At 70.3% G+C, this 25,838-nt stretch carries 25 protein-coding genes; 18 read left to right on the top strand and 7 right to left on the bottom strand.

Annotation, left to right across the window (positions count from 1 at the left end; all coding sequences use genetic code 11):
* Nucleotides 1–52: 52 nt before the first annotated feature.
* Both K340_RS28265 and K340_RS0107770 read right to left on the bottom strand, forming a co-directional pair.
* Complete coding sequence (locus K340_RS28265; protein ID WP_051265388.1) at nucleotides 53–1,249, bottom strand: dipeptidase; 1,197 nt, start codon at nucleotides 1,247–1,249, stop codon at nucleotides 53–55.
* Entirely contained in the window at nucleotides 1,246–2,499 is a 1,254-nt protein-coding gene (locus K340_RS0107770) for a pyridoxal phosphate-dependent aminotransferase (protein ID WP_037363150.1), read from the bottom strand. Before K340_RS0107770 ends, K340_RS28265 begins: the two co-directional genes overlap by 4 nt.
* A gap of 151 nt (nucleotides 2,500–2,650) precedes the next feature.
* Here K340_RS0107770 and K340_RS0107765 point away from each other — a divergent pair, with 151 nt between their 5' ends.
* The 3 genes from K340_RS0107765 to K340_RS28260 are packed head-to-tail and all read left to right on the top strand — an operon-like array spanning nucleotide 2,651 to nucleotide 5,565.
* On the top strand, nucleotides 2,651–3,991 hold the full coding sequence (locus K340_RS0107765; protein WP_029136306.1) for a DUF445 domain-containing protein: 1,341 nt from the start codon (nucleotides 2,651–2,653) through the stop codon (nucleotides 3,989–3,991).
* A gap of 7 nt (nucleotides 3,992–3,998) precedes the next feature.
* Nucleotides 3,999–4,943, top strand: coding sequence for a S66 peptidase family protein (locus K340_RS0107760; RefSeq protein ID WP_029136305.1), 945 nt, complete (start codon nucleotides 3,999–4,001; stop codon nucleotides 4,941–4,943).
* Nucleotides 4,933–5,565: an SIS domain-containing protein gene (locus K340_RS28260; RefSeq protein WP_037363147.1), complete on the top strand. Its 633-nt coding sequence runs from the start codon at nucleotides 4,933–4,935 to the stop codon at nucleotides 5,563–5,565. Before K340_RS0107760 ends, K340_RS28260 begins: the two co-directional genes overlap by 11 nt.
* A gap of 19 nt (nucleotides 5,566–5,584) precedes the next feature.
* Here K340_RS28260 and K340_RS0107750 read toward each other — a convergent pair whose 3' ends face one another.
* Complete coding sequence (locus K340_RS0107750; protein WP_154674130.1) at nucleotides 5,585–6,349, bottom strand: hypothetical protein; 765 nt, start codon at nucleotides 6,347–6,349, stop codon at nucleotides 5,585–5,587.
* Between the two features lie 286 nt (nucleotides 6,350–6,635).
* Between K340_RS0107750 and K340_RS28255 the strand changes: the two genes are divergently transcribed.
* Genes K340_RS28255 through K340_RS0107735 form a run of 3 tightly spaced genes read left to right on the top strand, consistent with a single transcriptional unit; the run spans nucleotide 6,636 to nucleotide 8,277 of the window.
* On the top strand, nucleotides 6,636–7,094 hold the full coding sequence (locus K340_RS28255) for a helix-turn-helix domain-containing protein (protein ID WP_051265385.1): 459 nt from the start codon (nucleotides 6,636–6,638) through the stop codon (nucleotides 7,092–7,094).
* A gap of 1 nt (nucleotide 7,095) precedes the next feature.
* On the top strand, nucleotides 7,096–7,947 hold the full coding sequence (locus tag K340_RS0107740) for a hypothetical protein (protein WP_029136303.1): 852 nt from the start codon (nucleotides 7,096–7,098) through the stop codon (nucleotides 7,945–7,947).
* A 15-nt stretch (nucleotides 7,948–7,962) separates the two neighbouring features.
* Entirely contained in the window at nucleotides 7,963–8,277 is a 315-nt protein-coding gene (locus tag K340_RS0107735) for a DUF2516 family protein (protein ID WP_211229314.1), read from the top strand.
* 4 nt (nucleotides 8,278–8,281) lie between these two features.
* Here K340_RS0107735 and K340_RS28250 read toward each other — a convergent pair whose 3' ends face one another.
* Nucleotides 8,282–8,839, bottom strand: a complete 558-nt coding sequence (locus tag K340_RS28250) for an inorganic diphosphatase (RefSeq protein WP_051265383.1) — start codon at nucleotides 8,837–8,839, stop codon at nucleotides 8,282–8,284.
* 301 nt (nucleotides 8,840–9,140) lie between these two features.
* Between K340_RS28250 and dacB the strand changes: the two genes are divergently transcribed.
* Genes dacB through tilS form a run of 3 tightly spaced genes read left to right on the top strand, consistent with a single transcriptional unit; the run spans nucleotide 9,141 to nucleotide 12,630 of the window.
* Nucleotides 9,141–10,559 (top strand): D-alanyl-D-alanine carboxypeptidase/D-alanyl-D-alanine endopeptidase, encoded by a 1,419-nt coding sequence (dacB, locus tag K340_RS0107725; RefSeq protein ID WP_211229313.1) that lies wholly within the window; start codon nucleotides 9,141–9,143, stop codon nucleotides 10,557–10,559.
* A complete protein-coding gene (locus K340_RS0107720) occupies nucleotides 10,556–11,635 on the top strand; it encodes a zinc-dependent metalloprotease (protein ID WP_029136300.1) in 1,080 nt (359 codons plus the stop codon). The genes dacB and K340_RS0107720 overlap by 4 nt, the downstream gene beginning before the upstream one ends.
* On the top strand, nucleotides 11,635–12,630 hold the full coding sequence (tilS, locus tag K340_RS0107715) for a tRNA lysidine(34) synthetase TilS (protein WP_051265379.1): 996 nt from the start codon (nucleotides 11,635–11,637) through the stop codon (nucleotides 12,628–12,630). Before K340_RS0107720 ends, tilS begins: the two co-directional genes overlap by 1 nt.
* 6 nt (nucleotides 12,631–12,636) lie before the next feature.
* Here the strand turns inward: tilS and K340_RS36580 are convergent, their stop codons facing one another.
* The gene (locus K340_RS36580) at nucleotides 12,637–13,344 is read right to left on the bottom strand and encodes an Rv0361 family membrane protein (RefSeq protein WP_051265377.1); all 708 of its coding nucleotides are present in this window, start codon (nucleotides 13,342–13,344) and stop codon (nucleotides 12,637–12,639) included.
* A 233-nt stretch (nucleotides 13,345–13,577) separates the two neighbouring features.
* Here K340_RS36580 and hpt point away from each other — a divergent pair, with 233 nt between their 5' ends.
* The 8 genes from hpt (at nucleotide 13,578) to K340_RS36575 (ending at nucleotide 20,923) form a co-directional block, all read left to right on the top strand.
* On the top strand, nucleotides 13,578–14,150 hold the full coding sequence (hpt, locus tag K340_RS0107705) for a hypoxanthine phosphoribosyltransferase (protein ID WP_029136298.1): 573 nt from the start codon (nucleotides 13,578–13,580) through the stop codon (nucleotides 14,148–14,150).
* Nucleotides 14,151–14,397: 247 nt separating this feature from the next.
* Nucleotides 14,398–16,860: an ATP-dependent zinc metalloprotease FtsH gene (gene ftsH, locus K340_RS28240; protein WP_084614143.1), complete on the top strand. Its 2,463-nt coding sequence runs from the start codon at nucleotides 14,398–14,400 to the stop codon at nucleotides 16,858–16,860.
* Between the two features lie 5 nt (nucleotides 16,861–16,865).
* Entirely contained in the window at nucleotides 16,866–17,495 is a 630-nt protein-coding gene (gene folE, locus K340_RS0107695) for a GTP cyclohydrolase I FolE (protein ID WP_051265447.1), read from the top strand.
* 44 nt (nucleotides 17,496–17,539) lie between these two features.
* Entirely contained in the window at nucleotides 17,540–18,442 is a 903-nt protein-coding gene (gene folP, locus K340_RS28235; RefSeq protein ID WP_456093902.1) for a dihydropteroate synthase, read from the top strand.
* A gap of 1 nt (nucleotide 18,443) precedes the next feature.
* Nucleotides 18,444–18,884 carry a dihydroneopterin aldolase gene (gene folB / locus K340_RS0107685; protein ID WP_029136296.1) on the top strand — a complete coding sequence of 147 codons (441 nt, stop codon included), beginning with the start codon at nucleotides 18,444–18,446 and terminating at the stop codon, nucleotides 18,882–18,884.
* A gap of 2 nt (nucleotides 18,885–18,886) precedes the next feature.
* Nucleotides 18,887–19,366 carry a 2-amino-4-hydroxy-6-hydroxymethyldihydropteridine diphosphokinase gene (gene folK, locus K340_RS0107680; RefSeq protein WP_029136295.1) on the top strand — a complete coding sequence of 160 codons (480 nt, stop codon included), beginning with the start codon at nucleotides 18,887–18,889 and terminating at the stop codon, nucleotides 19,364–19,366.
* The gene (locus K340_RS0107675) at nucleotides 19,366–19,851 is read left to right on the top strand and encodes a DUF3180 domain-containing protein (RefSeq protein ID WP_029136294.1); all 486 of its coding nucleotides are present in this window, start codon (nucleotides 19,366–19,368) and stop codon (nucleotides 19,849–19,851) included. The genes folK and K340_RS0107675 overlap by 1 nt, the downstream gene beginning before the upstream one ends.
* A gap of 52 nt (nucleotides 19,852–19,903) precedes the next feature.
* A complete protein-coding gene (locus K340_RS36575) occupies nucleotides 19,904–20,923 on the top strand; it encodes a DUF6779 domain-containing protein (protein ID WP_211229312.1) in 1,020 nt (339 codons plus the stop codon).
* Nucleotides 20,924–20,932: 9 nt separating this feature from the next.
* Here K340_RS36575 and K340_RS0107665 read toward each other — a convergent pair whose 3' ends face one another.
* Complete coding sequence (locus K340_RS0107665; protein ID WP_051265445.1) at nucleotides 20,933–21,814, bottom strand: hypothetical protein; 882 nt, start codon at nucleotides 21,812–21,814, stop codon at nucleotides 20,933–20,935.
* Nucleotides 21,811–22,626 (bottom strand): class I SAM-dependent methyltransferase, encoded by an 816-nt coding sequence (locus K340_RS34035; RefSeq protein WP_051265375.1) that lies wholly within the window; start codon nucleotides 22,624–22,626, stop codon nucleotides 21,811–21,813. The genes K340_RS0107665 and K340_RS34035 overlap by 4 nt, the downstream gene beginning before the upstream one ends.
* A gap of 182 nt (nucleotides 22,627–22,808) precedes the next feature.
* Between K340_RS34035 and K340_RS34030 the strand changes: the two genes are divergently transcribed.
* Nucleotides 22,809–25,592 (top strand): C40 family peptidase, encoded by a 2,784-nt coding sequence (locus K340_RS34030; protein ID WP_051265373.1) that lies wholly within the window; start codon nucleotides 22,809–22,811, stop codon nucleotides 25,590–25,592.
* Nucleotides 25,593–25,838 lie beyond the last annotated feature (246 nt).

The following is a 25,838-nucleotide window of genomic DNA, read 5'->3' as shown; positions in this document are numbered from 1 at the left end:
GCGCGGGTCTCGCGGAGCGTCCTGGCAACTTTCCGCTACCTGCCCGAGGGTGTCAGGCGCCGAAGCCGGGGTCGGCGATGCGTTCGGCGTCCTCCAGTACCCGCAGGATGTTGCCGCTGGTGAGTCCGGCCAGATCCTCGTTGGACCAGCCGCGCTCGGCCAGCTCGGTGAGCAACGCCGGGTAGCCCGACACGTCCGGTATCCCCTGCGGCAGAACCGGAACGCCGTCGAAGTCGCCACCCAGCCCGACGTGGGCCGGACCTGCCACCTCCCGCGCGTGGTCCAGGTGGTCGGCGACCTGCTGCAGTGTGGCCTGCGGGGTCGGGTGATCGATCTGCCAGGCCTTGAACTCCGTCACCGCATCGGGATCCCCGACGGCGCCGCCGTCGTCGAGCCAGCGCTCCAGCTTCAGCCGGTGCCGCTCGGCCTGCTCGGCCACCCGGTGATCGGCGCATTCCTGGCTGACGAAACCCGGGACGAAGGTCAGCATGATGACGCCGTTGTTGTCCGGCAACCGCTCCAGCACGTCGTCCGGTACGTCGCGGACGTGGTCGCACAGGGCGCGACACGACGAATGGGAGAAGATCACCGGCGCGGTCGAGACGTCCAGCGCGTCCCGCATGGTGCTCGGCGCGACGTGACTGAGGTCGACCAACATCCCGATCCGGTTCATCTCGGCCACCACTTCGCGGCCGAAGTCGTTGAGCCCGCCCACATTCGGTTCGTCGGTGGCACTGTCGGCCCACGGCACGTTCTGGTTGTGGGTCAGCGTCAGGTAGGCCACGCCGAGTTTGCGCAGCACCCGCAGCACCCCGAGCGAGGAGTCGATCGAGTGGCCGCCCTCGGCGCCCATCAGCGAGGCGATCCGGCCGGTCGACCAGGCGGCCCGGACGTCGGCAGCGGTCCTGGCCGCGGCGAAGGTGTCCGGGTAGCGAGCGATGATCCGCTGCACGCAGTCGATCTGCTCCAGCGTGGCCGTCACCGCTTCGCCCTGCGGCAGGTCGCCGGGGACGAACACCGACCAGAACTGGGCACCGACGCCGCCGGCCCGCAGCCGTGGAATGTCCGTGTGCAGCTCGGGCTGTGACTCGGCGATGTCGGTGGCCTGCAGGTCGTATCCGCGACCCCGCAGTGCCCAGGGCAGATCGTTGTGGCCGTCGAACACCGGCGCTGCCTTCAGCAGTGCGGCGATCCGGTCGGTCGGGGCAGCGGAGGTTGGGGCGGCGGGGGAGGTCTCTGCGGCGGTCATACCGATGATCCTGCCAGTCGCCGCACCGCTTCGTCGATCACCTCGTCGCGCTTGCAGAAGGCGAACCTGACGAAGTGCGCGCCGGCGGCCGGGTCGGCATAGAAGACCTGTTGCGGCACCGCGACGACTCCGCACCGATCCGGCAGCGTTCGGCAGAACGTCAGCCCGTCGGTGTCCGCCGCCGAACCGGCGCGCCGCAGCATCGGGCGGATGTCCGCCACCACGAAGTAGGTGCCCTGCGGGCGGACCACCTCGAACCCGGCGGCCGTCAGCCCGTCACACAGCCTGTCCCGCTTGTCCTGCAGACTCTTTCGTAGTCCGCCGACCCATTCCCGTTCGGTGCGCAGCGCCCCGGCGACCGCCGGTTGGAACGGGGCACCGCCGACGAAGGTGAGGAACTGTTTGACCGCCCGGACGGCGGCCACCAGCGGCGCCGGGCCGCAGACCCAGCCGATCTTCCAGCCGGTGACGTTGAAGCTCTTCCCGGCGCTGGACACGGTGAGGGTGCGTTCGGCCATCCCCGGCAGGGTGCCGATCGGCAGGTGCGGCACCGGCCGGGCGCCGTCGGCGGCACCGTCACCGGTACCCGGACCGGCGGCGTCACCGTCGGCGAAGGTCAGGTACTCATAGACCTCGTCGGTCACCACGATCAGGTCCCGGTCGATCGCCACGGCGGCGACCGCCGCCAGCTCCGCATGGGTCAGCACGGTGCCGGTCGGGTTGTGCGGGCTGTTCAGCAGGATCAGCCTGGTCCGATCGGTGACGGCGTCGGCCAGCGCCTGCGGGTCGAGGGCGAACCGGCCGATGGCTGGGTCGCCGCACGGTCGCAGCCGGACCGGCACCAGCACCCCATGGGCCATCGCCACCGCGGCCGGGTACGAGTCGTAGAACGGCTCCAGCACGATCACCTCGTCGCCCGGCTCGATCAGGGCCAGGACGGCGGCCGCAATCGCCTCGGTGGCGCCGACCGTCACCAGCACCTCGGTATCCGGGTTGAAGCGCTGCCCGTAATCGGCCAGCCGGGCCTCGGCGATCGCCTGGCGCAGCTCCGGGATGCCCGGGCCGGGCGGGTACTGGTTCGCGCCGTCCGCGATCGCCTGCTGGGCGGCCGCCAGCATCGAGGCCGGACCGTCGGTGTCCGGGAATCCCTGGCCCAGGTTGATCGCGCCGGTGGACACGGCCAGCGCCGACATCTCGGCGAAGATCGTTGAGGTGAACGGTCGAAGGCGCCGGACCAGGGGCTCAGTCATGGACGACATTGTGCTCGGGCCACCAGCGACCCCGAAGTCCGCGGGTCCCGGTGCGGTTATCGGGCCCCGTTCACCCTGATTTTCACCCCATAAGCACCCTGGGACCCGCGATCGGGGCGGGTGGCGGCCGACGGGCGGGCAGAATGCAGCCATGAGTGAACTGGTCCCGACCGCGACGGCCCCGTCGGCGCCGCCGCCGCAGCGCCCGGCCCCACCGGGCGGTGCGCGGGAATCGATCACCGACCTGACGCCGATGGACCGGGTCCGGCGGCGGGCGCTGGTCAAGATGAAGCTGTTCGCGACGGCGCTGCTGGCGGTGATGGCGGTCATCTTCGTGGTCGCCTGGATCCTGCAGGACCGGTATCCGTGGCTGGGCTACGTGCGGGCGGCGGCCGAGGCCGGCATGGTCGGCGGGCTCGCCGACTGGTTCGCCGTCACCGCGCTGTTCCGTCATCCGATGGGGCTGAAGATCCCGCACACCGCGATCATTCCGGAGCGCAAGGACGCCATCGGCAGTTCACTCAGCGAGTTCGTGGCGACCAACTTCCTGTCGGAGGAGCTGGTCAGGGAGAAGGTCAGCAGCTTCGGCGTCGCGCAGCGCGCCGGCGAGTACCTGCTGCGGCCGGATGCCGCCGAACGACTGGTGGCGGAGGCGGCGGTTGCTGCCCGCGGGCTGTCCAAGGTGCTGACCGACGACCAGGTGACCGACCTGATCACCGGGCTGGCCCGGCGGCGGATCAGCGAGACCCGGATCGGCCCGCCGATCGGCCGGATCGCGGCCGACGTCTTCGAGCGCGGCGAGCACCACCCGCTGGTCGACTTCATCGTGGAGCGTTGCTACGACTGGATCCGGAACAACTACACGGTGGTGGCCAGGGTGGTGGCGCAGCGATCGCCCAGCTGGTCGCCGAAGTTCCTCGACTCGATCGTCGCGGACCGGCTCTACCTGGAGGTGGAGACGTTCGCCAAGGCGGTGCGCGACGATCCGCAGCACGAGCTGCGCAAGGCGCTCGACACCTTCCTGTCCGAGTTCGCCCAGGACCTGCAGCACGACGAGAAGACGATGGCGCGGGTCGATGCGATCAAGGAACGGGTGCTGGACAACCGGCAGGTCCGGCAGCTGGCCGGCGAGTTCTGGCACTCGGCCAAGCAGGCACTGCTGGAGGCGATCGACGATCCCGATTCGGCGTTGCGGCGCTCGGCGGTGCAGGCGCTCATCTCGTTCGGGCGCAGCCTGACCGAGGACGGACCGACGGCCCGCAGGGTCAACACCTGGGTGGCCGACGCCGCTGGTTACGTGGCGGCGAATCACGCCAGGTCGATCACCGGGATCATCGACGAGACGATCGCCCGCTGGGACGGTGAGGCGACCAGCCGCAAGATCGAACTGCAGATCGGCCGGGATCTACAGTTCATCCGGATCAACGGCACCGTCGTCGGGTCACTGGCCGGCCTGGCGATCTACACCATCGCGCAACTGGTCCTGGGCTGAGGTGCCGATGACGAACCTGGCAGCGATCGGCCCGTTGCGGGCGGGGGATCGGGTCGCGATGGTGGCCACCGCCGGGCCGGCGACCCCGGAACAGCACGATCGCGCGGTCCAGCTGCTCAAGGACTGGGGGCTGCAGCCGGTCAGCTACCCGTCGGTGCTCTCCAAACACCCCCGAGCCGACTACCTGGCGGCGCCGGACCTGGTGCGCAGCAACGACTTCGAACGGGCCTGGTGCGATCCGGAGATCGCCGGCATCTTCTGTCTGCGCGGCGGCTACGGCAGCGTGCGGATGCTGGACGGCCTGGACGCTGCCCGGATGCGGGCCGCCGCCGGCAAGCCGGTGTACGGCAGCTCCGACGTGACCGCGGTGCACGAGTGGCTGCGCGAACAGCTCGGCGCCGCCGGCTGGTTCACCCCGATGATCGGCACCGATGCCCTGCTGAACGACGCGGCGGCCACCGACCAACTGCGGGCCGCGGTGTTCTGCGAACCGGCCGGCCGGCGCTGGACCGGACCCAACGCCGAGGTGTTGATTCCCGGCACCGCCAGTGGGGTGACGATCGGCGGCAACCTGTCGTTGCTGGCCATGACGCTCGGCGCCAGGAACCGCCGGGCGCCGGACAACGCGGGCACCATCGCCCTGCTGGAGGACATCAACGAGGAGACCTACAAGGTCGACGGGTACCTGCAGAGCCTGTTGCGGGCCGGCTGGTTCGACGGCGTCACCGGCGTCGCCCTCGGCAGCTGGCAGGACTGCGAGACCCTGGACGGCATTCGCGAGCTGTTCGTCGAAACCCTGACGCCGCTGGGTGTCCCGGTCGCCTGGGAGCTGGCCTTCGGGCATTGCGCGGCCGCCAACAGCATTCCGCTAGGGGTCCGTGCGTGTCTGGTCGCGACGTCCGGCAGACACCCGGAGCTGATCCTGCAGGGGGAGCCCGCCGATGGCCGCTGACGGCATCCGGCCACGATCCGCGACCCTGCTCAAGAGCCGGTTGCTCGACGTGCACCGCAGCGAGTTCGCCGCCGGGATCGACTGGGCCGCAACCGATCCCGGGCTGGAGGCGGCGGCGGCCAGGATCACCGCTGCCCGTCGCCGATTTGTCATCGGCGCGGCCACGTCGTTCAACTATGCGTCCCTGCTGGCAGCGAAACTCAGCGCTGCGCTGGCCAAGGTCACCCTGATCGACGGCACCATCGTCCGCCCGCTGGACATCCTGTCCGACGTGCACAGCAACGACGTGTTGATCGCGCTGTCGTTCCGGCCCTACCGCCGGTACACCATCGACGCCGCGGTGCCGTTCGTGCACGCGGGCGGAGAGTTGGTGGTGCTGACCGACTCCGACGACGCCCCGCTCAACCGTTGGGCTGCAGCCTCGGTGGTGATCGGTGGCCAGCAGCAACCACCGGAGTTCGCCGACCAGTTGCATCCGGAGACACCGGACGCCTCACCGGTCGTGGTGGCGATGGTGATCGACATTCTGACCGCGCTGTCCGGTGCCAGCGCCAAGGGCGCCGGCCGCCGGCTCGCGGCCCGCGAGCGGTTGGCCACCGAGCTCGGGCTGTTCCTCGACTGATCCGGCACCGCGCCGGTCGCTACAGGTCTTCGACCCTGCTGACGGTGGCGCACATCTTCCAGCTCTCGTCCTGTCGCACCATCAGGCTCCGGAAGCTCGAGGAGTCGGTGGCCGGCGTCACGGAGAACATGGCGATGCCGTGCGGACGAGCGGTGATCACCGAGGTCAGCTTCACGGTGACGTGACCGCTCAGGACGGCCGGATTCTGTGACGTCCCATTGCCGAACGCCGCTCTGTCCTGCCGGCAGGAGAGGGCGACGACAGCCGCGTCGTCACCGGCGTTGACGGCCGCCGTCCAGGCCTCGGCGACCCTGGTGGCATCCTGCCGGTCCTTGGCGTAGGTGCCGCCGGCGGCGCCGGTCCGGGAGCTGGGTGCGGTGGTCCGGGGGCTGGGTGCGGTGGTCCGGGAGCTGGGTGCGGCGGATCTGGTGGTCGGCACGGCCGTGGTGACCGGCTCGGTGGGCCGGTCAGTGGTGCCGGCCCGGGTCGATCGGTCGGTGCTCCGGGGTGACGCGCTCGTGGGCGAACCGGTGGAGCTCGGGTAGGGGGTCGGCGGTTGCTGGGAGCCGACCGGCTGGGCACCGCTGGCCACGGTGCCGGGGTTGTGGGTGACGATCACGACGGTGCCGATGATGACGGCGACCAGCGCGGCGACGCAGGCCGCGATGGCGGCGCCGCGCCCGCGCGACGGCTCCCGGTGCCACTCGCCGGCCCAGGGCGGGGTGGAGTAGTTCGGGCCGGGCACCGGACCGGGCGGCCGGCCGGGCATCGACCCGGGGGGCATCGGGAGGGGCTGACGGTAGCCGCCCTGGTGCGGACGGGCACCGGGATGCCGGCCCGGTGGCGCCGGATACCAGCCGGGCGGCGCAGCCGCGGGGTGACGACCGAAGGGCGGTGGCTGTTGGTTCATCGTTGCCTCTCTCCGGTGCGCTGGCCCGCCGCGCGGCGGCCGGTCGGGCTTCTGCTGCTCGGACGTCAGACCCGGCGGTTTCGTTCCGTCGCGTCTGCGCCGCAAGCGCGGTGCTAGCAGGCCGCTTGCAAGAGCAAGCAAGCCTCGTTAGGATCGGGGTATGGATCTGGTTCCGATGCTCGGGCCGGTCCGTGAGCTCGGCGAATTCATCCGGGACCAGCGGACCTCGGCGCAGCTGTCGCTGCGCGCGTTGGCCGACAAGGCCGGCATCAGCAACCCGTACCTGTCGCAGGTGGAACGCGGCCTGCGCAAGCCGAGCGCCGAGATCCTGGCCCAGATCGCCCAGGGCCTGTCGATCTCGGCGGAGTCGCTGCTCGCCAAGGCCGGCCTGCTGCCGGAGCGGTCGACCGAGGGGGTGGTGGCGGCGATCGAGGCCGACCCGGCGCTCACCGCCCGGCAGAAGGCCGCGCTGACGGACATCTACCGCGCGTTCGTCGCCGATCACCAACCGCCGCCGGATGCCGGCGACGCCCACCCGAACCCAACAACCACAGCAACCGCGACCACAGCAACCGCAACAACAGAGCTGACGGACAACCCCGTCACCGAAGGAGATTGAGATGACCGACACCAACGACCTGACCGCCCGCGCCCAGGCGGCGATCGAGAAGATCGCCGACCGGATGCCGGAGCTGCCCAAGCCGGTGCTGGCCGCGATCGGCGCGGCCGATCTGGCCGGCCGCCAGCTCACCGATCTGGTCGGCCGGATCAGCGAGCGGACCGGGGTGAAGGCGCCGACCATGCCGCAGCGGGACGAGGTGGTCGACGAGCTGCGGGCCACCGCCGCCGATCTGCCCGGCAAGTTGCAGCAGTTCGCCGGGGAGCTCCCGCAGAAGGTGCAGGAGCTGATCGCCGAGCTGCCGGCCAAGGCGAAGGACCTGGCCGACGAGCTGGAGCAGTTCGCCGCCGGGCTGCCCGGCAAGGTGCAGAAGCTGTCCGACGACCTGCCGGACAAGGTCTCCGAGGTCGGGGCCCAGTTGCAGCCCGATCAGGTCAGGAAGTCGGCCGAGGCCTACGGCCAGCTGATCAGCACGGTTTTCGACACCCTCGCCGATCGCGGCGGCAAGACCTGGGAAGGGCTGCGCAACAGGGGCCCGGTTCCGGGATCCGTGGTCGACGCTCCCGCCGAGAAGGCCGACGCCGCCGAGCAGGCCGACGCCGAGAAGGTCGACGCCGCTGACGACAGGGCCGCCGGGCAGGCCGACGCCGCAAACGAGCCGGCCGACGAGTCGGGAGACTCGGCGACGGCTGCCCCCGGGGCTTCGTCGGCCAAGAGTGCCGCCCAGCGTCCGGCCCGCCGCAAGCCGACGGTGAAGACCGAGGAGACCGACGCGGAAGCGACCTCGCGGCCCGCCGCGGCCAACAAGCCCGCCGCCGATTCGCAGGCACCGGAGTCCGACGACGCGAACTGACCGTACGCTGGTGGGGTGACGTTCGTCGTTCCCATCACCCACTGGATCACCCTGGCCATGGGCGCCATCGGCGCCGTGGTCGGGGTGTTCGCGTTTGTCGACGCGGTGATCCGCCGCGCCGACGCGTTCCCGGCCGCCGACAAGCAGACCAAGGTCACCTGGACCGGCATCACCGCGCTGAGCGGCGTGCTGCTGGTTCTCGGGCTCTATCCGATGGTGTTCCCGCCGCCGAGCCTGCTGTGGCTGGCCGGGATGATCGGCTCACTGGTCTATCTGCTGGACGTGCGCCCGCGGCTGCGGGAGGTCACCGGGGGATCGTCACACTGGTGACGGTCTAGCTGACGCCGCCGGTCGCTTCCATCGCCTCGTCGACCGCCTCGTCGTGCGAGGAGCCTTCGGCCACCGCTTCCAGCCGCTTCTGTTCCCGGTTGAACGAGATCCGGATCTCCGTCTCCGCGTCTCCGCGGCCGACCCAGTTCGCGCCCTCGACGCTCTTGCCGGGCTCCAGGTCCTTGTAGACCTCGAAGAAGTGCTGGATCTCCAGCCGCTCGAATTTCGGCAGATCGCCGATGTCCTGCAGGTTGTCCCGGCGCGGATCGGCCGACGCGACGCAGAGCACCTTGTCGTCCGGGCCCTTCTCGTCCGTCATCCGGAACATCCCGATCGCACGGGCGCGCACCAGGCAGCCGGGAAAGGTCGGTTCGGCCAGCAGCACCAGCGCGTCCAGTGGGTCGCCGTCCTGGCCGAGGGTGTTCTCGATGTAGCCGTAGTCGGCGGGGTACTGGGTCGCTGTGAACAGCGTCCGGTCCAGCCGGATACGACCACTCTCGTGATCGACCTCGTACTTGTTCCGAGATCCTTTGGGGATCTCGATGAGGACGTCGAACTCCATCGGGACGCTCCTTCCGTTCACCTGATGTCGAAGGCGGCCACGCCACCGGAATTGGCCGACTCGCAAGGGTGCGGCACACTCGGGCGAGACCTGCAGCCCACGCCAGACTCTAGTCTGTTGGGGGTGCCGGTCCGTCATCGTTGCGGGTGGGAGAGGCGGGCGTCACAGTTCGGGCCGCCCGGCCGGTCTGGCACCAGCACGGCTCGACAACTGGCGAATCAGTTCTGACGGAAAGGCAGGTCTCGTGGTCCGAAGGCGTCGCGCGGGACGATCCAACACCCGCCGGAATGTGCTCATCACCGTGCTGTGCGTCGTTGTGGTGGCCGCGCTCGGGGTGGGTTCGTACCTGTTCCTGACCGCGGACGGCCGCGGCGGCAACGAGCAGGCCGGCGGTGACGGCTCGACGGTCACCACCTCGGTGAGCAAGCCGAAGCCGGTCGACCCGAAGGTCGGCTCGCCGAAGCTCGCCCTCGCCCCGTTGCCGAACGCCAAGACCGCCCCGACTCCGCAGGGTGTCGCCAAGGCGCTGGCGCCGGTGCTGGCCGACCCGAACCTGGCCAATTACTCCGGCGAGGTGATCGATCCGGCGTCCGGCACCGTGCTCTGGAAGAAGGACGCGGCCACCGCGCAGATCCCGGCATCGACGGCGAAGCTGCTGACCGGTGTCGCCCTGCTCGCCTCGGTGAAGGACCCGAACGCGCGGCTCACCACCAAGGTCGTCAAGGGTGACCAGGCCGGCGACATCATCTTCGTCGGTGGCGGTGACGTCACCCTGTCTGCGCGGTCGGCCGGCGTCGACACGGTGTACGACGGTGCGCCGACGGTGAGCGATCTGGCCGCCCAGGTGCAGGCCTCCGGGGTGCCGGTGAAACGGATCGTGCTGGACACCTCGTACTGGACCGGCCCGGACCTGGCCACCGGCTGGAAGACCGAGGACATCAAGGGCACCGCGCAGGTCCGGCAGGGCTACATCACCAAGATGTCCGCGCTGATGGTCGACGGCGATCGGCAGGACCCGTCGATCGAGAACTCGCCCAGGACCGGCGATCCGGCGATGACGGCCGGCAAGGCGCTGGCCAGGGCGCTGGGCAATGCCGACCTGCCGATCATCGACGGCACCGCGCCGCCGAAGGGCCAGGTGATCGCGCAGGTGCACTCGCAGCCGCTGTCGATCCTGTTGTCGCAGGCGCTGTTGAACTCCGACAACATCCTGGCCGAGTCGCTGGCCCGTGAGGTGGCGGGCGCGCAGGGTGCACCGCGGTCGTTCGAGGGCGCGTCGGCCGCCACCCTGCTGGCCCTGCAGGACCTGAAGATCGACACCATCAATGTCCAGTTGTTCGACGGCTCGGGGATGTCCGAGAACGACCGGGTGACCCCCGACGTGCTCGCCCAGGTGCTGGCACAGGCGACCTCGGGAAAGAAGCCGGCACTGCGGTACCTGCTGGCCGGGCTGCCGGTCGCCGGGGTGAGCGGCACCTTGTCGGCCGATCAGGAACACCGCTTCGACGACGCCAGGTCGAAGGCCGGAGCCGGCTGGGTGCGGGCCAAGACCGGATCGCTGAACTCGACCTATGTGCTCGCCGGATACACCCCGGACACCGACGGCCGGCTGCTGGTCTTCTCGCTCATCTCCAACGCGTCCATCCCGGGTGACGACACCGGGACCAGGCCGACCCAGGATGCCTTCGCCACCGTGTTGCGGATGTGCGGGTGTCGATGACGCCCGAGCCGCCGTCGCCGGTCGACTGGTCGGCGGCCGTCCGGTCGGCCACCAGGTTCGCCCCGACCGGCCCGTCGGTGACGCCGGCGCAGGCCGCGGCGGCCGTCGCCGAGCTGCGGCAGTTCGCCAGGGAGTCGGAGCTGACGGTGCGCGAAGTGACCGGACTCGGTGCCGGGTTGCCGGTCGCCGACGCCGAGGTGGTCGATCGGCCGGCCTGGATCGAGGCCACCGCGGACGGCATGGCGGAGCTGACCGCGCCGCTGACCCGCAAGCTCGGCAGCCAGGTGTCGACCGCCGGCCGCACCGCTGCCGGTGCCCAGGTGGGGGTGGTGCTCGGCTTCCTGTCCGGGCGGGTGCTCGGACAGTACGACCCACTGGGCGAGTCGACGGCCTGGAGCGGGCGCGGAGACGAGCAATCGGCAACCGGCGGAAGCCGGCAGGCCGGGCGGCTGCTGCTGGTGGTGCCCAACATCATCAAGGTCGAGCGGGAGCTGAAGGTCGACTCCGCCGACTTCCGCCGCTGGGTCTGCCTGCACGAGGGCACCCATCGGCTGCAGTTCACCGCGGTGCCGTGGCTGCGGGACTACTTCGTCGGCCAGGTCGCCGAGTTCGGTGCTGTCGCCGACCTGGATGCGCGGGAGCTGCTCGGCCGGCTTGCGGACGCGGTCCGCGGCGGTCGGCGGGATGATCGGCAGAGCTGGATCGAGAAGATGCAGAGCCCGGAGCAGCGGGTGGTGTTCGACCGGATGATGGCGCTGATGAGCCTGCTCGAGGGCCACGCCGACCATGTGATGGACGCCGTCGGGACGCAGGTGGTGCCCAGTGTCGCGGCGATCAGGTCCGCGTTCACCAGACGTCGCAAGAAGGGCGCAGGGCCGATCGACCGGCTGCTCCGCAGCCTGCTCGGCATGGACATGAAGATGTCGCAGTACATCAAGGGCGAAGCCTTTGTCTCGCAAGTTGTTTCACGCGCCGGGATGGACGCGTTCAATACCGTGTGGTCGGCACCGGAAGCGCTGCCCAGCCGGGCGGAGATCGCCGACCCGGCGGCCTGGATGGCCAGGGTGCTTGGTTGATGCCCGGGGGCGCCGAGCAGGTTCGGTTGCCGGTGACCGATCCGGTGCGTCGCGCGGTGTCGGACTGGCTCACCGAGTTCGCCGGCGCCGGGCCGCTGGTGGTCGCGGTCTCCGGCGGTGCCGATTCGCTGGCGCTGGCCGCCGCGGTGGCCGCCGAGACGGCCGGGGACGGTCGCCGGGCGGTGGCGGTGACCGTCGACCACGGACTCCAGCCGGGTTCGGCGCTGCAGGCCGACCGGTGCGCAGAGCAGTTGCGGCGCATCGGGTTCTCCGACGTCCGGATCGCGGCGGTGACGGTCGGGCGGACCGGCGGCACCGAGGCCGCGGCCAGGACCGCCCGTTACCGGGCGCTGCTGCAGCTGGCTGCCGACCTCGGGTCCGATGGGCCGGCCCCGGTGCTGCTCGGTCATACGCTCGACGACCAGGCGGAGACGGTTCTGCTCGGGCTGGCCCGCGGGTCCGGCCCGCGGTCGGTCGCCGGGATGCACCGTTGGCGGCCTCCGTGGGGTCGTCCGTTGTTGGCCGTCCGCCGTGGCGACACCGAGAAGGCCTGCGCCGCTGTGGGTCTGACGCCGTGGTCGGACCCGCACAACGAGGATCCGGCATTCACCAGGGTGCGGCTGCGGACCGAGGTGTTGCCGCTGCTCGAACAGGTGCTCTCCGGTGGCGTGGCCGCAGCACTGGCCAGGACGGCCGATCTGCTGGCCGACGACCTGCAGGCGCTGGACCTGATCGCAGACCGCATCCTGCCATCGGTGGCTGCCGGTCCCGGGCTGCTCGAGGCTGCCACGCTGGCCGTCGAGCCGCCCGCGGTGCGGCGCCGGATCATCCGGCAATGGCTTGCCGGGCAGGGGATCTCGGGGCTGACCGCGGACCACCTGTACCGCCTCGACCGGCTGCTCGATGGACGTGACGGTGCCGCGGTGCGATTACCCGGCGGTTGGGACGTGACCCGCAGCGAGCGGTACCTGCGCGTGCATCGGGTTGCGGATTAGCCGGCGTCAGTTGTCGTCGGCGCTGCCGCACTGCTTCCAGGATCCCTGTTCCTTCACCAGTTGCACCGTGCTGGTGTCCGAGGAGCCGCTGATCGTGAGAGTGACGTCGGCGGTAGCGCTGTCGCCGTTCACAGCGACGTTCTCGATCTTGTCGACCAGGATGGGGCCGGACGGTCGGCCCTGGTTGGAGACGCCTGACTTCTTGGCGGCGCAGGTCAGCGAGGCCGCCTTGGTCAGATCACCGGCGTCGGCGGCCTTGACGAAATCGTTGAGTACCTGGGTGATCTGCGTGGTGTCGTCACCGCCGGAGGCCTTGTCGTCACCGGAATTGACTAGCACCAGGGTCACCGTGACGGCGGCCGCGACCACCACCACGGCGGCCACCATCAGCGCGATCAGCTTGTTGCGATTGCGCGGCGCGCCGGGTCCGGCCTGACCGTAGCCCTGCTGCCCGTACTGGTCCGGCGGTCCGTAGCCCGGTTGCCCGTAGCCCGCTTGTTGGCCGTAGCCCGGTTGCTGCCCGTAGCCGGCCTGTTGTCCGTAGTTCGGTGGTGCCGGGTAGCCGCCCTGTTGCCCGTAGCCGCCTTGTTGCCCGTAGCCGCCCTGTTGCCCGTAGCCCGGTTGGTTTCCGTAGCCAGGCTGTTGTCCGTAGCCAGGCTGGTAGGGCTGTGCTGCAGAGCCATCCGGCTGCGTCGGATCATGTGGACCGGACATGGCTGCCTCCTGCGTGCTGTGGTCCGAACAGCATGCCCCAATTCGGCGGCCGCGTCCGGACAATGGCAGGCTGAACCACGGACGCCGTCCGACCGCCTGCCGTCAGCCATGGGAGCACAGTGACCGGTTCGTCGAAGTTGTCGTCAGCCTCGCCGTCGGCCCAGGATTCGGTGCCGGAGCCCGGCGCGGATCCCGGCCTCACCACCGTGTTGACGGCCGCCGACGCCGTCCGGATCGAGGGCACCGATCCGGCGGCCCCGCACGGTTACGGCGGTGAGCTGTCGGCGCTGTTGATCGACGCCCCGACGCTGGCTGCCAAGATCGGGCAGCTGGCCGCCGCAGTGGCCGCCGACCACGACAACGAACGCCCGCCGCTGTTGGTCTGCGTGCTCAAGGGCGCCGTGCTGTTCATGACCGACTTCGCCCGGGCATTGCCGATCCCGTCCGAGATGGAGTTCATGGCGGTCTCCTCCTACGGCTCGGCAACGAGCTCGTCCGGCGTGGTGCGGATCCTCAAGGACCTGGATTCGGACATCTCCGGTCGCCGGGTGGTGATCGTCGAGGACATCATCGACTCCGGGCTGACGCTGTCCTGGCTGCTGAAGAACCTGGAGTCGAGGGGCCCGGCGCAGATCGACGTGGTGGCGCTGTTGCGCAAACCGGAAGCGGTCAAGGTCCCGTTGCAGGTCGGCTACATCGGCTTCGACATCCCCACCGAGTTCGTCGTCGGCTACGGCCTGGACTACGCCGAGCGCTACCGGGATCTGCCGTTCGTCGGCCTGTTGGCCGAGCACATGTACCGCTGACCAGGATCCAGGCGTGCGATCCCGGGTGGGCCTGACGACGGCCGGCTCCGGTTCTGCTCAGCGCAGATCCGGAACGATTCAGCGACAGCGGGCGTTGTAGCTGTCAGGCGCTGTTGTGGCTGGTCAGCGGCGGTGGGCGCGAGAGCGCGCCGCCGCACGGTAGTCTGAATCATCCGGTCATGCCCAGCGCTGCCCGCAGTTATTCCGATGTCAGGGAGGGTCGAGGCCGCCTTCGGCCGACTACCGCATGGATCGCAAGAAGCTCCTTCGCTCACCGCTGGTATGGATCCTGGTGGTGGTGATGCTGTACCTCGGGTACAGCTTCTTCAGCGACGAAACCCGGGGATATGCCCAGGTCACCACCTCCCAGGCACTGGAACAGCTCACCAAGGGCAACGTCTCCGAGGCGGTCATCGACGACAAGGAACAACGGCTCCGGCTGACGCTCAAGTCGCCGGTCGACAACCAGACGAAGCTCGTCACCCAATACCCGGCGAGCGCCACCGACGAGATCTTCACTGCCGTGCAGAACGGCAAGACCGACAAATACGACACCACCGTGACCAGCGAGTCTGCGCTGTTCTCGATGCTGCTGTACCTGATCCCGATCGCGCTGATCCTGGTCTTCTTCCTGTGGATGATGAACAACGCGCAGGGCGGCGGGAACAAGGTCCTGAGCTTCGGCAAGTCGAAGGCGAAACTGCTCAACAAGGACATGCCGGCGACCAAGTTCACCGATGTGGCCGGCGCCGATGAGGCCGTCGAGGAGCTCGACGAGATCCGTGACTTCCTGGCCAATCCGGCCCGCTACCAGGCGCTGGGCGCGAAGATCCCCAAGGGTGTGCTGCTCTACGGCCCGCCCGGGACCGGCAAGACGCTGCTCGCCCGCGCGGTCGCCGGCGAGGCCGGCGTGCCGTTCTACACGATTTCCGGGTCCGACTTCGTCGAGATGTTCGTCGGTGTCGGCGCCTCCCGGGTCCGCGACCTGTTCGAGCAGGCCAAGCAGAACGCGCCGGCGATCATCTTCGTCGACGAGATCGACGCGGTCGGCCGGCACCGTGGCGCCGGGATGGGCGGCGGTCACGACGAGCGCGAACAGACCCTGAACCAGCTGCTGGTCGAGATGGACGGGTTCGAGTCGCAGGGCGGGATCATCCTGATCGCAGCCACCAACCGGCCCGACATCCTGGATCCGGCGCTGCTGCGGCCGGGCCGCTTCGACCGGCAGATCCCGGTCGGGCTGCCCGATCTCCGCGGTCGGCAGGCGGTGCTGGCCGTGCATGCCAAGGGCAAGCCGTTCGCCCCGGACGTCGACCTGCTGCCGCTGGCCAAGCGCACCGTCGGGATGTCCGGCGCCGACCTGGCCAACGTGATCAACGAGGCCGCACTGCTCACCGCCCGGGAGAACGGCACGCTGATCACCAACGCCGCGCTCGAGGAGTCGGTGGACCGGGTGGTCGGCGGACCGGCCCGCAAGGGACGGGTGATCTCGGAGACCGAGAAGAAGATCACCGCCTACCACGAGGGCGGCCACGCCCTGGCGGCCTGGGCGATGCCCGGGCTCGAGCCGGTCTACAAGGTGACGATCCTGCCGAGGGGTCGCACCGGCGGGCACGCACTGGTGGTCCCCGAGGACGACAAGCAGTTGATGACCAGGTCCGAGATGATCAACCGGCTGGTGATGTCGATGGGCGGCCGGGCCGCCGAGGAGCTGGTGTTCGCCGAGCCGACCACCGGTGCCTCCTCCGACATCGCCCAGGCCACCAAGATCGCCAAGGCGATGGTCACCGAGTACGGGATGAGCGCCAAACTCGGCGCGGTCAAGTACGGCACCGGGGATGACGAACCCTTCCTCGGCCGCACCTACGGGCACAGCCAGGACTACTCGGCCGAGGTGAGTGCCGAGATCGACCACGCGGTGCGGGCGCTGATCGAGACCGCGCACACCGAGGCCTACGAGGTGCTCAACACCTACCGCGACGTGCTGGACAAGCTGGCCGGGGCGTTGCTGGAGAAGGAGACCCTGGAGCAGCGCGATCTGGAGGGGATCTTCGCCGACGTCGAAAAGCGGCCGAGGATCACCGTTTTCGACGAGTGGGGCGACCGGCTGCCCAGCGACGTGCCACCGATCAAGACGCCGCGAGAACTGGCCATCGAGCGCGGCGAGCCGTTGCCGGAGGAAGAACCGAAACCGCGGCTGACGAAATCCCCGGTGCCGGTCGGCACCGATCCCGCTCACCCCGGCGACGGGTTCCAGCCCGCCGGCTACCCGCAGGGCGGTTACCCGCAGGGTGGCTATCCGCCGGCCGGATACCAGCCGGCCGGACAGCGACCGGGTGACGGCCGTCGTCAGGATCCGCCGAACTGGACCGGCGGCGTCCTGCCGGGGCCCCTGGGCCCGCCGTCCTGGGGCGGCAACGGCGACGGCGGCAACGGTCATGGCAACGGACAGAACGGCCACCCCTATCCGGGCAACGGCCGGCAGGTCGGCCCGGCCGGCGGTCCGTGGCCGACCGGATATCCGTCCGGCCAGTACGGCAACGGCCGTCCCGCCGAACAGCAGGGCCCGAATCCCCGCCCCACCAACGGACATCCGGGCGCCGGTCAGCCGACCAATCCGGCCGGCCCGGGCACCGGAGCGCACCGGCAACGGCCGGATCAACAGGAGCCACCCGCCGATCCCTGGGCGCCGCCCGGCGAGCAGCGGTGACCCCTTTGGAACCTGAGCTGGTCGAATCGGTCGGAGACCTGGACCCGGAGCTGGCCACCGCGGCCAGAGCGTTCGACGGACCGCGCGCCGAAGCCGCGGTGCGCGAGTTGCTCGCCGCGATCGGTGAGGATCCGGACCGGGAAGGACTGCGGGACACCCCGGCCCGGGTCGCCCGGGCCTACGCCGAGCAGTTCGCCGGGCTGTACACCGATCCGGACGAGACGCTGCTCACGCTGTTCGACGAGGGCCACGCCGAGCTGATCCTGGTGCGCGACATCGAGATGTACTCCACCTGCGAGCATCACCTGGTGCCGTTCTTCGGCAAGGCGCATGTCGGCTACATCCCCGGGCGCGACGGACGGGTCACCGGCCTGTCCAAGCTGGCCCGGTTGGTCGACGGGTATGCGAAGCGCCCCCAGGTCCAGGAGCGGCTGACCACCCAGATCGCCGATGCCCTTGTCCGCCGGCTGCGACCCGCAGGGGTGATCGTGGTGATCGAGGCCGAGCACCTGTGTATGGCGATGCGCGGCGTGCGCAAGCCGGGGGCGACCACCACCACGTCGGCGGTCCGCGGCATCCTGCAGTCGCAGGCCAGGACACGGGCCGAGGCGATGAGCCTGATCACGGGCCGTTGACGCCGGTGCGGCGGCAGCTTCCGGTGTTCGGTGCCCGGCCGTGGGTGCTGGGCGTGCTGAACGTAACCCCCGATTCGTTCTCCGACGGCGGCCTGTGGAACGCGACCGACACCGCGGTCGCCCACGCCCATCAGCTGATCGCCGACGGCGCCGAGCTGATCGACATCGGCGGCGAGTCGACCAGACCGGGCGCCCATCGGATCGACCCGGAGACCGAGCGGCGCCGGGTGATCCCGGTCATCACCGCGTTGGCCGCCGACGGTGTGCTCTGTTCCGTGGACACCACCAGGGCCGAGGTGGCGCAGGCGGCGATCGCTGCCGGAGCGGTGCTGGTCAACGACGTGTCCGGCGGGCTGGCCGACCCCGGGATGGCCCCGCTGGTGGCCGAGACCGGCGTGCCATGGGTACTGATGCACTGGCGCGGCCACAGCGACGTGATGCAGCGGCTGACGACCTACGACGATGTGGTGGTCGACGTCCGGACCGAGCTGCTGCGGCAGGTGGAGGCCGCGCTCGCGGCCGGCGTCGACGAGCGGTCGCTGATCCTCGATCCCGGGCTCGGTTTCGCCAAGACCTCCGAGCACAACTGGCAGCTGTTGCGCCGGCTGGACGAGCTGGTCGCGGTCGGGTTGCCGGTGTTGTTGGGCGCCTCCCGCAAGCGTTTTCTCGGCGATCTGCTGGGTCGCGATCAGGACTCGCCGCCCCGTCCGCCGGCCGGGCGGGATGTCGCGACGGCTGCTACGTCGATGCTGGCCGCGCAGCACGGGGTGTGGGGCGTTCGGGTGCATGAGCCGCTGGTCACGCTGGACGCCATGCGGGTGGCGGTGGCGGTGGCCGGTGCCGGCGAGTCGCCGGGGCGGGACACGCCGACCGGGCCACTGGCCGTGCACACCGGCTCGGGATTCGTCGACGGCGCCCGGCTGCGTGCCGGCCGCTTGGAGGTGTGAGGTGGCAGATCGGATCACCCTGACCGGGCTGCGGGTGGACGGCCGACACGGCGTCTTCGAACACGAGCGGCGGGACGGTCAGCTCTTCGTGGTCGATGTGACGCTCTGGCTGGACCTGCGGGCCGCGGCCGACACCGACGACCTGGCGGCCACCGTCGACTACGGTGCGCTGGCCCAGCTGGCGGCCGGCATCGTCGGCGGGGAGCCACGCGACCTGATCGAGACGGTGGCTGCGGAGATCGCCGACGCCGTCATGACGGCGTACGGGCCGCCGGCGGCCGGGCCCGCCGATCGCGACCCTGCCGACCGTCGCCCCGTGGTGCACGCCGTCGAGGTGACGGTGCACAAGCCGCAGGCCCCGATCCCGCTTGACTTCGCCGATGTCGCGGTGACCGCGCGACGCTCGGTGCGCGGCGGACGCGGCCTGCCGGCGGGGGAGTAGCGGTGACGGAGGCAGTTCTCTCCATCGGGTCGAACCTTGGTGACCGTCGCGGGTACCTGACCGGCGCCGTCAGCCAGTTGGGCGACGCGGTGCGGGCCGTCTCCTCGATCTATCGGACGCCGCCCTGGGGTGGGGTCGAGCAGGACGACTTCTACAACGCGGTGGTGCTGGTCGACGATGCCGGCGTGCGGGACCCACTTGACTGGCTGCGTCGCTGCCAGGCGCTGGAGCAGACGGCCGGCCGGGAGCGCACGGTCCGCTGGGGGCCCCGGACGCTGGATGCCGACGTGATCGTGGTGGGCGCGCTGATCAGCGCCGACCCCGAGCTGACCCTGCCGCATCCGCGGGCGCACGAGCGGGCCTTCGTGCTGGTGCCGTGGGCCGAACTGGACCCGACGGCCGTGCTGCCGGGACACGGGCCGATCGCCGATCTGCTGCCCGGATTGGACCGCACCGGTATCGACCGGATCGGCCGGCTGTGATGGCCGGCCAACAGCAGCAGGGCATCGGGTTGACCCGCTGGCGTGACCTCGCGGTGGTGGCCGTGATCGCGGCGCTCGCCGGATACCTGTTGGTGCGCTGGAACTATCACCGACTGCCGCCGCTGCCCCGGCTGGCCGGGCTACCGGCGGCGGTGATCGGCATCGGGGAGGGCATCGCCGGGTGGGGACTGCGTGGGCGGATCCGGGGTCGGGGCGCGGCGATCGCCCCGCTCTCGGTGGCCAGGGCCCTCACGGTGGCCAAGGCCACCGCGCTGGCCGCCGCCGCCTTCGGCGGTCTGTGGATCGGGTTGCTGGGGTATGTACTGCCGCTGTCCGGTGAGGTGGTTGCGGCAGCCGGCGACCGGACCACCGCGGTGATCGGCGTGGTCGGGGCACTGGTGATGCTGGCCGGTGCGCTGCTGCTGGAGCGTGGCTGCGTGCGGCCGCCCGATCAACCCGACAAGGACGCTCCGCCACAGATCTGAGCTCGTCCGATCGCTGTCCGGCGGGCACCGCGCCCCCGGTACGCTCGTCGTCATGTCCTCGTCCGCCACGCCATCGCGACGTCGAGGATCGACCCCGATAGCCCTGCGGCTGTTGTTGATCCTCGGCTTCCTGCTGGGGGCAGCGGCCACCGTGCTGGTGTTCGTCTTCTCGGATCAGGTGCGCTGGCTGCGATTCGCCGTGCTGCTGGCTCTGTGGGCCGCCCTGGTCGCCGCCTTCGCCGTCGCCCGTTCGCGTCGGGAGGCGCAGGCGGTCGCCGCCCGGGAGAACGAGATGACCCGCACCTATCAGCTGGAGTTGCACCGAGAGGTGACCGCCCGACGGGAGTACGAGGCCGCGGTCGCGGCGAACGCCAGGGACGAGGCTGAGGACCGCAACACCGCGGAACTGAAGGCGCTGCGTGCGCAGCTGGACCGGCTGACGGCGACGCTGACCACCCTGTTGGACGGCGACGTGCTGATCGAGCGGCTGACCCTGTCGGCCGAGGCCACCAGGGTGCGTGGTCGTGGCGATCAGGGACGTGCTCAGCTGGCCGGGCTGGTGTTCCCGGAGCTGGCGAATACGGTGGATTCCACCGTCATCCCGGCGCAGGCCCGCCCGTTGGAAGCCTCGTCAGTGCCCGAGCCGGAACCGGAAGTGCAGCCCGAGCCGGAACCGGAAGTGCAGCCCGAACCCGAGCCCGAGCCCGAGCCGGAGCCCGAACCCGAACCGGAGCCAGCGCCCGAACCCGAGCCCGAGCCAGCGCCCGAACCCGAGCCCGAGCCGGAGCCGGAGCCCGAACCGGAGCCCGAGCCCGAACCGGAACCCGAACCCGAGCCCGAGCCGGAGCCGGCGCGCGAACCGGAGCCCGAACCGGAACCAGAGCCCGAGCCAGAGCCCGAACCGGAAGCGGGGCCCGGACCGCAGCCCGAGCCTGAGCCCGTGCGCGTGCCTGCTGGCGGTCACCAGATCGTTGATTCCGGTGCGGGGGAACGCGTCTCGGCCGCCGAACTGCTGGCCGCGTTCGGCGCCAATGCCAGCGGCGGCCGTCGCCGGCGACGCGCCGAGGACTGACCTGACCGGTCAGCCGGCGGTCAGGACCTGACCGGCCACGGCGCGCAGCCGCTCCCGCAACGGTGCGCCCAGTTCGGCGAATTCCCGTTGCAGGGCAACGTATTCCGCCTTGCCTGCCGGTGTTTCGATCTCGATCGGCCGATACCCGAGAGCCGACAGGTCGTACGGCGAGGCCCGCATGTCGACCTCCCTGATCCGCCGCGCCAGCCGGAAACAGTCCAGCAGCAGCTCGCTGGGTACCGCTGGGATCAGCTTGTATGCCCACTTGTAGAGGTCCATTCCGACGTGCAGGCAACCGGGCTGCTCCAGGTCGGCCCTGGACTCCAGGGTCGGCTGTAACTGGTTACGTGGCCGGGCCGGTTCGGTGAAGAAGCGGAACGCGTCGTAGTGGGTACAGCGGATCTGCGCCTGCTGCACCACGGCGTCGGTGCCCGCCGAACCCAGCCGCAGCGGCCAGTCCGCGTGCCGCACCTGTTCGGCGGAGCGTCGGTAGACCATCGCCCACTCGTGCAGACCGAAGCAGCCGAACTGCCCGGCCCGGCCGGCGGTGGCACCGAGAAGCCGTTCGGTGAAACGGATCGCCTCACCCCTGGCGGCCAGCAGGGCCGGCGCGTCGACGGTCGCCACCCCGTCGGTGAACCGGTGGAAGCGCCAGTTCTTGCGTTCCGCCGCGCCGGCCAGGCCGACTCCGATGCCCGGATACCAGGTCCGTAGCTGGCCGGGGCGCAGGGTGTAGTAGGTGAACAGGAAGTCGTCGACCGGGTGGTGGTCACCGACGCCGGCCCGCCGCCGCCGCGCGGCCGTCAGCCCGTCAGCCACGTGCGCGTGCGTTGCCGCTGCCGACCGCCAGGTCGGCTCGTCGAGAACTTCGGTGACGACCGCTGAGCTCATCTGCGGGTCGCCACCCACACCTCGCAGGTCTCGGCGAGCTCGACCGGCCCGGTCCAGCCGGCGACCAGCGCGTCGAGACCGCTGTGCAGTGCGGCCCGGCGATCGTCAGCGGCGGTGATCACATACGACAGGGTGTCCACCAACCCGTTCAGCCCGGCGGCGTCGATCGGCCTGGTCCAGCGGAACCGCTGCAGGGCGGGGTCGGTGAATTCGGCCCGCCCGGAGAACGGCGGCTCCGGCGGGGCCGGCGTCGACCGTCCGGTGGCACCACCCTGCGGCCGGACGTGCCGGTCCAGCTCTGCTTCGAAGGCGGCGGTGAACGGATGCGCCGGGTCGTGGACGTTCCACAGGGCGGCCAGCCGGCCGCCGGCGCGCAGCACCCGGGCGGCCTCCGGCAGTGCCCGGTCGAGATCGAACCAGTGCATGGCCTGGCCGACAACGATCACGTCGGTCGAACCGTCCGGCAGCGGGATCTGTTCGGCGCTGCCGGTCAACGCGTGGATGCCGGGCAGCGCTGCCCGGAGCTGATCGACCATTTGCGGGTCCGGCTCCACCGCGGTCAGTTCGACGACTCCGGCGTCCGGCAGTCCCTGCACCGCAGCGGCCAGCTTGCCGGTGCCGGCACCCAGATCGAGTACGTGTCCCGGGTCGGTTCCGATCGCCGCCCGGACGGCCGGCTCCGGATAGCCGGGCCGGAACCGGTGGTACCCGGCGGCCGCGCCGCCGAACGAGCCGGCCAGTTGGGCCTTGAGCTCGGCGGGCAGCGGCGTGCCGGGGCGGTGCTCGTGCAGGTGCAGCGAAGGCTTGGTCACCCGACCAGTGTCCCCTCCGCCGGGCGGTCGGGGCGACTCACCGGATCGAGGGGGTCGCTCGGTATCCATCGGGCGATGGAGATCATCATCTGGGTGATGCCCGCGCGCTCATCGGCCTAGTGCGGTTGAATAGTGCGAAGGACCCGGAACAGCGGACCTCGAACGGACGGGTTGCCACAAAAATGCGGTTGCGAAGGACCACCGGACACTCGGCCCGGTCGGACTGGCGGCACAAGGCGATGGCCGCTGCCGGAACCCTGGCCGTCGTCGTCGGTGTGCTCGCCGCGCCGGCCGTCGAGGCGGCACCGTTGCCGGCGCCGGCCACCGGCTCACTCACCCAGTGCTGGACGGCGAACTCCCACTACGCAGCGACCGACCCGTTCGTATTCGGCGGCGTGCGGCTGACGGCGGCCCAGATCGCCACGGCCCAGACCATCGCCGACGTGTCGGCCGCCCGGCATCTCACCGATCGATCCGTGCGGATCGCGGTGGCTGCCGCAATGAACGCCTCCGGACTCGATCCCCAGTACCGCAACGGCGCGACGGTCGGGCTGTTCGCCCAGCCGCTGAGCGCGGTCGCCGCCGCCGCTCCGGTGCTGGCCGACCGGTCGGATCCGGTAGCGGCAACCAGGGCATTCTTCGAACGGCTGACCGTCCAGGTTCCTGGCTATCAAGACGATCCGCGCTCCGACGCGGAACTCGCGGCACTGGTCGTCGGGCCGTCGGCCAAGGCCGGGGTCACCAAATATGCCGCGCTCTCCACCCAGCTGGCCGGCGTTGTCACCGACGACAGCACCGCCTCCGCCTCCCGGATCGCGACGCTGACCATGCGGCTGGTCACCGCCGCCACCGAGCGGTCCGTCAGCCCCGCTGCGATCGCCACCGGCTTCGTCGAGCAGACCCTCACCGTCCTGCTCGGCAGCGTCCTCGGCGGCCTGATCATGTCGCCGGCGACCACCGTGACACCACCGCCGGAGGTGGCCGCCCCGGCCGCCGACAGCGGCTCCCCGCCCGCGGCCGCCGGAGCGTCCCAGCCCGGCTATCGCCTGCGCGGCCAGCAGGCGATCGTGCCCGTCGGCTCGGACGCGCCCGGCTCGGATACCGCTGGTGCGGACACGGTCAATTCGGACACAGTTGATTCGGATAAGGCCCCGACCGATTCGGCCACTCCGGCCGACAGCGCCACGGAGTCCGTTCCGACAACGACGAGTTCGTCGACAGACCCCACGACGACGAGCACGCCGACGGGGACGACCGAAACCACCCCGACGGAATCCACGCCCGCGGAAACCACTACGACGACCTCCGCGACGACCTCAACGACGACTCCACCGCCGAGTACCTCGACCACCAGCACCTCGAAGCCGACGTCGTCGAAAGACCCCACGTCGAAGCCCAGCACGTCGAAGCCCAGCACCTCGAAGTCGAGCACCTCGACGACCAAGCCTTCGACAACGACGGTTCCGACGACCAAGCCGTCGACAACTGAGCCGTCGACGACTGAGCCTTCGACGAGCAAGCCGTCGACAACCAGGCCCTCGGCGAGTGCGTCTTCACCGACGAAGTCGGCATCCAGTGAGTCGCCGCCGAGCGACTCACCGGCGAACCCGGATCCGCACGAGGCACCGCCGAGCTTCCCGGCGAACCCGACAGAGACCCCTGACCCGGTCGATCCGAACAGCACCGCGGTGCCGGCCGGCACGCCTGCGGCAACGGTCGGCAACTGCCTGCCGACCGGCGGTTCGCCGAGCCAGTTCGACCCGGGCAGCATCATCTCCGACGAGGTCTTCTACGACACCGATTCGATGACGGCGGCCCAGATCGCCGCCTTCCTGAACAACGTCGGAGCGAGCTGCCAGGGCGCCTGGTGTGCTCGTAATCTGACCGTCGACGTGCCGTCGATGCCGAAGAACCGGTACTGCGATGCCTACCCGGGCGGGCGGCAGAGCGCCGCGACGGCGATCGCGGGCATCTCAGCGGCCTGCGGCATCAACCCGCAGGTGATGCTCGTGACCCTCCAGAAGGAGGCCGGACTGCTCACCAGGTCCGATGCAACCCAGGCCAGCTGGAACGCCGCCTGGGGCTGGTACTGCCCGGACACCGGTCCCGGCGGATCGGCGAACTGCGATCCGGCCCACGCCGGGTTCGTGAACCAGCTGTACGGGATGGCCCAGCAGTGGTCGCGCTACAAGTTTGATCCCGGGAAGTACCACTACCGCGCCGGCCAGGTCGCCGACGTGATGTGGAACGTCAAGGAATCCGGCTGCGGCTCCGCCCCGGTGTACATCCGGAACGCGGCCACCGCGTCGCTGTACAACTACACGCCGTACCAGCCGAACGCCGCATCGCTGGCGAGCTATCCGGCGGCCGGTGACCGGTGCTCTTCGTACGGCAACCGCAACTTCTTCGTGCTGTTCGGCAAGTACTTCGGCGGCACCGGGGCGGGCGTGGCCGCAGCGACGACCGTGAGCGGCACCGTTGTCACCCTGCCGAGCGGTCCGAACGTGGCCGCCGGCGCCGCCGGGCAGCGGATAGTCGCTCCGAACTCCGCCGTCGCCCGCGGTATCGCGGCCGGTCTGGCATCGGTCGGTCTGCCGTACGTCTGGGGCGGCGGTACCAATGGCGGTGGACCAGATCAGGGTTGTTCACGGGCGGGCGGTTCGTCGAATTCCTGCCAGGGCATCGTTGGATTCGACTGCTCGGGGCTGACGGCGTTCGTGCTCAATCAGGCCGGCTTCTCCACCGGCACCGATTCGGGTAGCCAGCGGTCCGGCGGCCAGCGAATCCCGTGGGATCGGGCGCAGCCCGGGGACATCATCGGTTACCCCGGTCACGTCTCCATTTTCCTGGGTTGGATCAATGGCGTCCCGTACATGCTGCAGGCGCCGTCGGTCGGCAAGCAGGTTCAGGTCCGGACCGTCTACACCCACAACATCGATCCGGTAGTTCACCGCTACTGGCGCTGATGTTCGCCGGGAACCTCGGGCAGGTTCCGTGCCCCTACCGGCGTCACCTCATCTGTGAGATGCATTGCATTTCATCGCATCCCGGCTTATGTATACCGAACTCAACAGGCCGCGGGATCGGATAGTTTGCGGGGATTGCCAGGTCGGTTCGGCGGATTCCGCGAGCTCGGGCATTCCTGTTGTTACCACTGCGACCATCCCGTTGCTTACGGCACCCGATGCCACCGGACAGATGAATATGAGGCA

This window comes from Nakamurella lactea DSM 19367, assembly GCF_000426645.1.
GTDB classification, from domain to species: Bacteria; Actinomycetota; Actinomycetes; order Mycobacteriales; family Nakamurellaceae; genus Nakamurella; species Nakamurella lactea.
Note: the sequence above shows the minus strand (reverse complement) of the source record. Positions and strands in the feature narration are given on the sequence as shown.